We start from the raw sequence: 10,145 nt of genomic DNA, 5'->3' as shown, positions 1-10,145 counted from the left end.
GAAGAAGACCGCGCGCAAGCGCACCACGCCGCCGCCGCCCGATCAGCCGGCCGCGCCCGCCCCATCGACGCAGCAATCCGCCGCGCCGTTCCCGGCGCCGGTGCCGTCCGGCACCTTCACGCGCTAGAATCCGTTTTTCATGGCATTGACATGCGCTGCGCGAGAGGCGCTTGGATCATTCATGTCGTTCACGATCGCCATTATCGGCCGGCCGAATGTCGGAAAGTCGACGCTGTTCAACCGGCTGGTGGGGCAGAAGCTCGCGCTGGTCGATGACGAGCCCGGCGTTACCCGCGACCGCCGCGAGGGCGAGGGGCGCCTCGGCGATCTCGAATTCACCATCATCGACACCGCCGGGCTCGATGAGGGCGCCAGGGGCTCGTTGACGGCGCGGATGCAGGAGCAGACGGAAACCGCGATCGGCCTCGCCGATGCGCTGATGTTCGTCATCGACGCCCGCGCAGGTGTCACGCCGAACGATCGCGCCTTCGCCGACTTCGCCCGCCGCGCCAGCAAGCCGGTGGTGCTGGTCGCCAACAAGGCCGAGGGCAAGCACGGCGAAATCGGCGCGATGGAATCCTACGCGCTCGGCCTTGGCGATCCCGTTCAGATTTCGGCCGAGCACGGCGAGGGTCTGAGCGATCTGTATGACGCGCTGCGCGTGCTGATGCCGGAGCCCGCTGATGCGGCCGAACAATTCGATGATGACGACATCATCGTTTCCGACGAGGAACTGGCGCGGCGCCCGATCCGCGTCGCGATCGTCGGCCGCCCCAACGCCGGCAAATCCACGCTGATCAATCGTCTGCTCGGCGAAGAGCGGCTCCTGACCAGCCCGGAGGCCGGCACCACGCGGGATTCCATCGCGGTCGAGATCACCTGGCAGGGACGCGATTTCCGGGTGTTCGATACCGCGGGCCTGCGGCGTCGTTCGCGGATCGAGGAGAAGCTGGAAAAGCTGTCGGTGGCGGACGCGCTGCGCGCGATCCGCTTCGCCGAGGTCGTGGTGCTGACGATGGACGCGCAAAACAAATTCGAGGAGCAGGATCTGCGCATCGCCGACCTGATCGAACGCGAAGGCCGGGCGCTGGTGATCGCGGTCAACAAATGGGATTTGATGGAGCGCAAGGCCAATCTTGTATCGGCATTGCGCACTGATGCCGATCATCTGCTGCCGCAAGTCAAGGGCATGCCGATCGTCGCGGTATCCGGACTGATGGGCGAGGGCATCGACCGCCTGATGAGCGCAATCGAACAGGCGTATGCGGTGTGGAACAAGCGCGTGCCGACGGCCGCGCTCAATCGCTGGTTCGAGCAGGCGGTCGACGCCAACCCGCCGCCTTCAGTGTCGGGCCGGCGGCTGAAGCTGAACTACATCACCCAGGCCAAGGCGCGGCCGCCGAGTTTCGTGCTGTTCTGCTCGCGCGCCGACGCGGTGCCGCAATCCTATCTGCGCTATCTCACCAACAGCCTGCGCCAGGCGTTCGAACTGCCGGGCACGCCAATTCGGATCGCGCTGCGCGAAAAAGCCAATCCGTTCGCCCACAAGCGCAAGCGGCCGTCGTGAGCCGGGAAGCGGCTACTGACGGGGCCGCGGGGCCGCGCCATGGCGCGGTATCCTTCATTTTCATCACCATCCTGCTGGATACGCTGGCGCTCGGCGTCGTCATTCCGGTGCTGCCGAAGCTGATCGAGAGTTTCGTCGACAACGATACCGCGAACGCGGCGCGCATCTTCGGCCTGTTCGGCACCGCATGGGCGCTGATGCAGCTCTTCTTCTCGCCGATCCTGGGCGGGCTGTCGGACCGGTTCGGCCGGCGGCCGGTGGTGTTGTTGTCGAATTTCGGCCTGGCCGCCGATTACGTGCTGATGGCGCTGGCGCCGTCGCTGAGCTGGCTGTTCATCGGCCGGGTGATTTCGGGCATCACCTCGGCGAGCATCTCGACCGCGTTTGCCTACATCACCGACGTCACGGCGGCGGAACAGCGCGCGGCGGTGTTCGGCAAGATCGGCGTGGCCTTCGGCGCCGGGTTCATTTTGGGACCGGCGCTCGGCGGCCTGCTCGGCGGCCTCGATCCGCGCCTGCCATTCTGGGTTGCGGCGGGCCTCGGTTTTGCCAATGGCCTGTATGGTCTCCTGATCCTGCCGGAATCGCTGCCGAAGGAGCGCCGCTCGCCGTTCCGCTGGAAGAACGCGAACCCGCTCGGCGCGCTGCATCTGTTGGTCTCCGACCGGGTTCTGGCGGGATTGTCGCTCGCGAACTTCTTTGCCCAGCTCGCCCATGTGGTGCTGCCCTCCACCTTCGTGCTCTATGCGACCTATCGCTATGGCTGGGACACGACGACCGTCGGCGGAACGCTGGCGCTGGTGGGTCTGTTTGCCATGGTGGTGCAGGGCACGGCCATCGGCCCGATCGTGCGGCGGTTCGGCGAACGACGCGCCTTGATACTTGGATTGGCCTGCGGCGCCGCCGGTTTCTTCATCTTCGGCGCGGCGCCGACCGGTCACCTGTTCTGGCTCGGCATCCCGGTGATGGCACTGTGGGGCATCGCCGGCGCGGCCACGCAGGCGTTGACGACGCAACGGGTGGCCGCCGATCAGCAGGGCCAGTTGCAGGGCGCGACATCGAGCGTGCAGAGCCTCTCGCAATTGATCGGGCCGTTCCCGTTCACGCTGACATTCGCTTATTTCATCGGCACGCAGGCGCCGTTCAAGCTGACGGGGGCGCCGTTCTTCCTGGCGGCGGCGTTGTTGGTGCTGGCGCTTGTGATCGCAGTGCGCACGCTGGCGGCCGCGCGGCTGCGCGACGGCCCGGGCCGATAGGCCGGGGCGCAACCATGCCTGACACAATGCCGGTTGCGGCCGACCGTGTGATCGAGTGAACTGACGGGCAGTCGATCGCGGAACAGGCGGTCGAGCGGAAAATGTCAGGTTTGCGAAGCACGGGAGCGGGCACATGAAGCGGCGGGATGCGGTCGCGCTTCTCGGTTTTCTGTCGCTTGGCGGGGTTGTCACGCTATGGCGCAACCTGTTCGCGTTGGGGCAACCAGACGCCAATCAACACGTCACGCATACGCTGGCGGCGGTCGCCGACCTGATGTTCCCGGGCGATGGACTCCCAGCGGCAACTGAACTCGGAATACACGATCGCATCCTCGCAATGCCCGATCTCCAGGCCTTGATCGCAAAGGGAGTTGCCTGGCTCGACAACAGGGCAAGGCTTCAAGGCGCTTCGGATTTTCTCGGCCTCAACGAAACGGGCCGGCTCGCCGCCGTCGATGCGGCGTTCGCATCGCCCGACGGCGATAGCCAGCAATTCGTACTTACGCTCCGTTATCATCTCGGCATGGCCTATTATGCCGAGGCGGTGGTCAAGGCGGCCTTTGCCTACACCGGTCCGCCGCAGCCTGATGGCTTCGCCAATTTTCAGGACCGGCCCGCATGAGCGGCGACGCCCGCTGGGATGTGGTGGTGGTTGGAGCTGGCGCCGGTGGGGCCGCGGCTGCCCTTGGACTCTGCCAGCGCGGCTTGTCGGTGCTGCTGCTCGATGCCGGCCCGCGCTTCGATCCGGCGACCGACTACCCGTTGACCGAGGCAGATTGGGACGCGCGCGATTTTCCCGAAAAGCCGGGCAGTACGGGCACGGTCACCTTTGCTCCCGGCCAGAAGCTGATCGGCAACGAGCCGTTGCTGGCGTCGGGAAGCCGGGGCCTCGGACCGTTGGTGACCAATGGAACGCGCTGGATGGAGAAATACCATCACGTCCGCGGCATCGGCGGCAGCACCTTGCACTTTACCGGGGAGGCGCATCGCATGCACCCCGAGGCCATGAAAATGAAGAGCCGCTTCGGAGTTGCCGCGGATTGGCCGATCGATTACGGCGAGCTGGAACCATACTACGCGCGCGCGGAAGAATTGATTGGCGTGGCCGGCCCGGCGACCCAGGGCGCGCGATGGCGCTCGCGGGCTTTTCCGCTGCCGCCGCATCCTCTGTCCTATGGGGCGCGGACGCTGGGGAGGGGGGCCGCGGCGCTCGGGCTCGATTGGCAGGCCAACAGCCGCGCGGCGCTCTCGTTGCCCTGGAACGGCCGCGCGCCCTGCAATTATTGCGGCGCCTGCAACAAGGGCTGTCCGCGTGGCGACAAGGGCAGCGCCGACGTAACCTTCATCGCGGCGGCATTGGCGACGGGCCGCTGCACCGTTCGGCCGGACAGCCCGGTGATCCGGATCGAGGCCGGTGCCGCGGACCGGGTGACCGCCGTGCTGGTCGGCCGCTCCGATGGCAGCATCGAACGTATCGTCAGTCCCAACCTTGTCCTGGCTTGCGGCGCGGTCGAAACGCCGCGTTTGCTGTTGGCGTCGGAGGGGCTCGGCAACGAGAGCGGTGAAGTCGGACGCAATTTCATCGACACGCTCGAGGTCGTGGTGGGGGCGCTGCATCCCGATCCCCAGCATGGCCGCCGCGGTCTTCCGAGCGACGCGATCTCTTGGGACTTCAATGCGCCTGACGCTATTCCCGGCGTGATCGGTGGGTGCCGATTCTACAACGCTTCCGGAGAGAACGAGCTCAAGGGGCTGGCCGCGTTCGCGCTTCGCGCCGTCCCCGGCTGGGGTCGCGCCCATGCGCAATCGGTGCGTCGATTGTGGGGGCATTCCCTGCATGTCGGCGCGATCGGCGAGAGGCTGCCCAACCGCGACAGCCGCGTCGATCTCGATCAGACCGCGCGAGACCGGTTTGGCATGCCCCTGGCCAGGATCGCCTCGTCGCTGGATGCCCCCGATATCGCCCGCCTGCGCTTCATGGCGCAGAGGTCGCATGAACTGCTCGCGGCAAGCGGCGCGGAACGGATTTTCGAGAGTTACTCGAGCTGGGACTGGTTCGGCGCCACCCATGTCTTTGGCACCTGCCGGATGGGCAACGATCCCGCAAGCTCCGTGGTCAATGCCGATGGCAGAACCAATCGCTGGCGCAACCTCTGGATCGCCGACGCCAGCGTATTTCCTTCGTCCGGTGGGGGTGAAGCGCCGACGCTCACAATTCAGGCGCTGGCGCTGCGGACCGCTGAACGAATCGGAAAGGGCGCCTGAGAACCACAGCCGCGCGTGACAGGCTGAGTGTTGCGATTTTGACACTCGCGCGCTCGATCCTCTGTGTCGGCCGCAAAACCAGGCCAGTGCAATTGTGGACGCCATGCTTGTCCGATAAAGTTCCATGATCTTTTTCAGGATACATTTTTTCGAGATTATCCCGTGTCGGCACCGAACGTCGGCATGATTCACGAATAGGAGAGGCCCTTGTTGCGACCATCTCAAGCTGCCGCCCTTTTCGTCTCGGCCTCGCTAACCATCGGATTATCCTGCCAATCTGCTCTGGCCGGCGTCGTGGCCGCGCCGGCGTTCGGGTCGAATTCCGCCAGGGCGAGCAGTTGGGTCGCGGGCGCTCACGGCGGCTACAACTGGCAGCGGGGCACGCTGGTCTACGGCTTCGAATCGGACCTGTCGGCGATGAACCTCAAGAGTTCGATGAACGGCGGACTGAGCTACCCGTTCCCGATCGTTCCTCCGGTGCCCGGCGACGCGGCCAGCACGACCGCGAAGATCGACTGGTATGGCACGCTCCGCGGCCGTTTCGGCGTGACGACGGGTCAGGCGCTGTTCTATGGCACCGCGGGCCTGGCCTACGGCCATGTGGATTTGAACAGCAGCTTCAGCACGCTGGGATTGACGCTGAATTCGCAGACCTCGTCGGTGAAGTTTGGCTGGGTCGCCGGCGCCGGATTTGAGTATCTGCTTCGTCCGGACCTGAGCCTCAGCCTGGCGTATCAATATGTCGACCTCGGAACCGCCAACCTGGCAGGCTCGACCACGAATTTCGTCACCATCGCTCAGACCGCCAGCGCCCGCGCCCAGTTTCAGGTGATCATGGCCGGGCTGAGCTGGCGGTTTGCGCCAGCCGGATCCTCGGCGGCGCCGTGGGAAGGAATGTATGTTGGCGGCCACGCCGGCGGTGCCTGGGGCAACGCGGCCAACGCCAATTATAGCTCTTCCGTGCCCGTGCTTGTTTCGGATGGGCGTCTCAAGCGTGACATCGAACTGGTGGGTCGTCGTGCTGACGGGCTTGGGATTTACCGTTACCGGTATCTGTGGAGCGACACCGTCTATGTCGGCGTGATGGCGCAGGAGGTTGCCCTGATGTATCCCAAAGCGGTCGTGCGAGACCTGCTGAACGGCTATCTCGGCGTCGACTACGGCCAACTTGGCATGCATCTGATGACTCTGGGGCAGTGAGGGAACGACCGGCCGGATTTTTGAAACCCGGCCGGCCGCGAACGTTCTACTTCTTTACCAGCGGACACTCGAGCGGCTTGGCGGCGTCGACCGCCTATCGTAGCGCGTCCGAGGTCAGTTTGAACTTCTGGATGCGCTTTCCGGTATCGACCTCGGCGGTATAGACGTTGCCCCTGGCATCGATCGCCATGGCGTGGATCCAGTGGAATTGCCCGGCGTTGCGGCCGTTGCGTCCAAAACTGCCGACCACGCTGCCGTCGTCGCGCCTGAGGATCCGGACCTCGTTGTTCTCGCCGTCGGCGCTCAACAGCCAGGTCTGCTTCGGATCGGGCCAGATCGCGATATCCCAGACCGCGCCGTTGCCGAGCGTGTTCTTCTCGAAGAACCACTCCTTGACGAAGCTGCCGTCCTTCTTGAACACCTGGATGCGGTTGTTGATGCGGTCGCAGACATAGACCAGGCCGTCATTTGAGAGTTTTACGCAATGCACGGGATTGGCGAATTGCTGCGAGGCAGGTGCCTTGGGATCGTAGGGCGGCTGCTTGTTGTCATCAGGCGGATTGCCGTAGGCGCCCCAGTGCCGCTTGTAGGCGCCCGTGGTGGCATCGAACACGATGACGCGGCGGTTGCCATAGCCGTCGGCGATATAGATTTCGTTCGCCTCCTTGTCGATCGCGGTCTCGGCGGGCTTGCCGAGCTGGGTGGTGTCGCCACTTCCCTTGCTCGGCGCGATCTTGCCGATCTGCATCACGAACTTGCCGTCGCCGGTGAATTTCATGGCGACGTTGTCATTGTCGGCATTGCCGGTGAGCCAGACGAACCCCTTGTCGTCGACTTCGATGCCGTGTTCGCGGCCGACCCATTCATAGCCTTCGCCGGGGCCGCCCCACGAGCGCAACAGATTGCCGTCGGCGTCGAATTCCAGCACCGGCGGCGCCGGTGCGCAGCATTTCGAGCGCGGTGGATTGAGCGTCGCCCCCTTTTCGTCGTCGGTCAGCGAGCGCGGGCGGTGGATCACCCAGATATGTCCCTGCGCGTCGGTGGCGATGCCGCCGACCTGGCCGAGGATCCAGTTGTTCGGCAGCGGTTTTGGCCAGGACGCGTCGACGGCAAAGGCCGGGATTTCGCCGGCCTGGGCGGTGCGCGGAAACAGCGGCGCGCCCATCAATACGGCGGCGGCTGTGAGGCAGGCGGCGACAGCTTTCAGGAAACTTGCGGCAGGTATCGAGCGAGCGCGATTTTGCATCGGCGTCATGGCGTCCTCCCTTGATCTTATTGACGGGTTTTTCCGCTTGGGCCGGCAGTCAATCGCGGCGAGGGAGGGGAGTCAACGGTTTGACAACACGGTTTGACAACATCATTGCGAGCCACCGGGTCGGCGCGAATACGCGACCGTCATTGCGAGCGCAGCGAAGCAATCCATTCTTTCTTCGCGCGGGAAGATGGATTGCTTCGCTGCGCTCGCAATGACGCCTTAACAACTTCAGATACGCTTTCGCATTGTCGCGGCGCGATGCGCCCGAGCTGTGCTTGAATCTTCCGCCCTTTTGAAATCGGAGGGCGCAGGGAAGGCCGGGTGCTGGCTGGCACCCGCGGTCTCGTGTGCAGGAAATGCACGAAGATGGGCACACGAGCATACAGGTATCAGCCGGGGCGCAGCGTTCGGCTGGTGTCGGATTCGATCCGTCTCGATCGTCATTGAATTGAGACGTCGGAAAACCCCAGGAGAAGATCATGAGCAGCTATGTCGACCTCGCCGTTATTCCCGTGCCGGCAGCACGGCTTGGGGACTATCGCCAACTCGCGGAAATTTCCGCGCAAGTCTGGCGCGAGCACGGCGCGCTGTCCTATGTCGAGGTCGAGGCCGATGACGCCAAGCCCGGCAAGGTGACATCGTTCCCGCAGAGCGTCGCCCTGCAATCCGGCGAGACGGTACTCGTTTCCATGATCGCCTATCGCTCGCGCGCCCATCGCGACGAGGTCAACGCCCGCGTGATGAAAGACCCGCGCATCGCAGAGATGAATCCGAAAACCATGCCGTTCGACACCAGGCGCATGTTCTTCGGCGGCTTCAAGCCGTTCGTCGGTGATGCCCAGGCCACGGCGGTCCAGCCCTATTTGTTCTTTCGCGGCCGCTGCGAGGAGGCGATCGCCTACTACAAGGCCAGGCTCGGCGCCGAGGTTTTGATGATGCTGCGCTTCAGGGACAATCCCGACAAGCCAGGGCCGGACAAGGTGCCGGCGGCCCTCGACGACAAGATCATGCACGCCTGCCTCCGGATCAACGGTGCCGAAATCCTGATGTCGGACGGCATGCGGACCGGCGATCTCGACTTCCAGTGCATATCGCTGTCGCTGTCGGTTTCGAGCGAGGCGGAGGCCGACCGCCTGTTCAACGCGCTCGCGGCCGATGGAACCGTGCAGATGCCGCTCGGCAAGACATTCTTCTCGCCGCGCTTCGGCGCCGTCGCCGACAAGTTCGGCGTCTCGTGGCTGGTCGTCGTGCAAGCCAAGGCGTGAATCGGCTGCGGCAGGGTGAATTCCGCGGCAGCAAACTCATCAGACGGATTGCGACCGAGTGGGTTAGGTGAAGCCGTAACCCACCGGTTTCGTAGGTGTGGTGGCGGACTACGGCTTCAGCTAATTCGCCTTACGGTCGTTCGTCGCTTGGCTTCGCAACGACTTCGGAAAAACTCGCGTCGGCGCGCGTAAGCCGTAGGATGAGTTGAGCAACGCGAAACCCATCACCTTGGGGCCGGAAGCTGTGGCCGCTCCAGATTGACGGTGAAGAGATGAGCAAAACTCTACTCTATCCAAAACCATCGCTACCTTTGCTTCCCTTGCATGCAGTCCCGCACGAAGTCCCGCGGTTTGATAGCTCCTTTGGTCCTTCCCGCACCCGAAAATCCGCGTTCCCTGGCAAGCTCTCGGCATGCCTCAAGCTTTTTTGGATTCGGTGTGCCTTTCGAACCGGTGGCTTGCTGCGCTTGCGCAGCGGTTGCAGTCACAGCCAAAACAACGGCGAAAATCAACCTAATCATTTCCCAGTCCCCCCTTGGTTCGATTATGAGATGGATACAACCATCGCCGGATGGAAATGTCGAATCGTCCTTGTGCGCTCGACCCATCCTACCGGGCTGATGTGCGACGAACTGCTCTCCTTATAGCTTCAGCCTGATCGTCCAGCGGCGCGACAGGTCGGCGTCGCAGCGCGCGAAAGCCGTAGGATGGGTTGAGCAACTGCGAAACCCATCACCTTGCCATCGGGACCCTGTGGCTGCTCCAGTTTGACGGCGAGAGGTTGCCCGGCGTGGTGTTGCGGCGATAGTCAGGCATGTCGCTCACCCGCCTTGGTGAAGTGATGGGTATCGCTGCGCTCAACCCATCCTACGGCTACGGCCCTGAACAGACCGGCGCGCTCAGCCGTTCCTGGCAATGACCACTTCGAGATATTCGCCGGGAATGACGAGCGTGCCGTCATCGGCGACGTTGAATTTTCCGAGCAGCGCTTCGATGTCGGCCTGCAGCGCCGCGCCCGCCGGGGCATCGAGCGCCTCGAACGCCTTCACCACCGGCCCGTAATAGGTCTTGAAGATCTCGAGCCAGTGCTCCGGCGATTCGTAACGGAAAACAAAATTCTTCGACTGCGCGGTAATGCTTCCTTTGGTGCCGAACAGCTTTTCGAGGTGCGCCCTGGTGCCCCACAGCGCCGGTGACGAGACGCCGGCGGGCGGTGGCACGTGCTTGCCGATGGTCTTGAACAACTGGCCGATAAAACCTTCCGGCGTCCAGTTGGCCAGGCCGATTCTGCCGCCCGTGCGGCAGACGCGGATCATTTCATCCGCGGCCTGCTGCTG

The 10,145-nt window shown here is 64.0% G+C and carries 7 protein-coding genes and 1 pseudogene; 6 read left to right on the top strand and 2 right to left on the bottom strand.

Annotation, left to right across the window (positions count from 1 at the left end; genetic code table 11):
- Positions 1-181 precede the first annotated feature (181 nt).
- The 5 genes from der to WCE35_RS03165 all read left to right on the top strand — a co-directional run bounded on the left by der (position 182) and on the right by WCE35_RS03165 (position 6,288).
- On the top strand, positions 182-1,567 hold the full coding sequence (gene der, locus WCE35_RS03185; RefSeq protein WP_424591892.1) for a ribosome biogenesis GTPase Der: 1,386 nt from the start codon (positions 182-184) through the stop codon (positions 1,565-1,567).
- On the top strand, positions 1,564-2,823 hold the full coding sequence (locus tag WCE35_RS03180) for a TCR/Tet family MFS transporter (protein ID WP_424591891.1): 1,260 nt from the start codon (positions 1,564-1,566) through the stop codon (positions 2,821-2,823). The genes der and WCE35_RS03180 overlap by 4 nt, the downstream gene beginning before the upstream one ends.
- Before the next feature lie 133 nt (positions 2,824-2,956).
- The gene (locus WCE35_RS03175; protein WP_424591890.1) at positions 2,957-3,445 is read left to right on the top strand and encodes a gluconate 2-dehydrogenase subunit 3 family protein; all 489 of its coding nucleotides are present in this window, start codon (positions 2,957-2,959) and stop codon (positions 3,443-3,445) included.
- The gene (locus WCE35_RS03170) at positions 3,442-5,088 is read left to right on the top strand and encodes a GMC family oxidoreductase (protein ID WP_424591889.1); all 1,647 of its coding nucleotides are present in this window, start codon (positions 3,442-3,444) and stop codon (positions 5,086-5,088) included. Before WCE35_RS03175 ends, WCE35_RS03170 begins: the two co-directional genes overlap by 4 nt.
- Positions 5,089-5,295: 207 nt before the next feature.
- The gene (locus WCE35_RS03165; protein ID WP_424591888.1) at positions 5,296-6,288 is read left to right on the top strand and encodes an outer membrane beta-barrel protein; all 993 of its coding nucleotides are present in this window, start codon (positions 5,296-5,298) and stop codon (positions 6,286-6,288) included.
- Positions 6,289-6,382: 94 nt separating this feature from the next.
- On the opposite strand, the gene WCE35_RS03160 is transcribed toward WCE35_RS03165, so the two are convergent.
- Positions 6,383-7,543 carry a hypothetical protein gene (locus WCE35_RS03160; protein WP_424591887.1) on the bottom strand — a complete coding sequence of 387 codons (1,161 nt, stop codon included), beginning with the start codon at positions 7,541-7,543 and terminating at the stop codon, positions 6,383-6,385.
- A gap of 479 nt (positions 7,544-8,022) precedes the next feature.
- Here WCE35_RS03160 and WCE35_RS03155 point away from each other — a divergent pair, with 479 nt between their 5' ends.
- A complete protein-coding gene (locus tag WCE35_RS03155; protein WP_424591886.1) occupies positions 8,023-8,808 on the top strand; it encodes a DUF1428 family protein in 786 nt (261 codons plus the stop codon).
- A gap of 899 nt (positions 8,809-9,707) precedes the next feature.
- Here WCE35_RS03155 and WCE35_RS03150 read toward each other — a convergent pair.
- Positions 9,708-10,145 (bottom strand): annotated as a pseudogene (locus tag WCE35_RS03150) (SAM-dependent methyltransferase); the annotation flags it as partial.

Source organism: Bradyrhizobium sp. (assembly GCF_049691595.1).
In the GTDB taxonomy this organism is placed as follows: domain Bacteria; phylum Pseudomonadota; class Alphaproteobacteria; order Rhizobiales; family Xanthobacteraceae; genus Bradyrhizobium.
Note: the sequence above shows the minus strand (reverse complement) of the source record. Positions and strands in the feature narration are given on the sequence as shown.

Excerpts from the sequence above, each read along its gene's own strand:
- WCE35_RS03170 (WP_424591889.1), top strand. The coding sequence starts at position 3,442 with ATGAGCGGCGACGCCCGCTGGGATGTGGTGGTGGTTGGAGCTGGCGCC.
- der (WP_424591892.1), top strand. The coding sequence starts at position 182 with ATGTCGTTCACGATCGCCATTATCGGCCGGCCGAATGTCGGAAAGTCG.
- WCE35_RS03175 (WP_424591890.1), top strand. The coding sequence starts at position 2,957 with ATGAAGCGGCGGGATGCGGTCGCGCTTCTCGGTTTTCTGTCGCTTGGC.
- WCE35_RS03155 (WP_424591886.1), top strand. The coding sequence starts at position 8,023 with ATGAGCAGCTATGTCGACCTCGCCGTTATTCCCGTGCCGGCAGCACGG.
- WCE35_RS03160 (WP_424591887.1), bottom strand. The coding sequence starts at position 7,543 with ATGACGCCGATGCAAAATCGCGCTCGCTCGATACCTGCCGCAAGTTTC.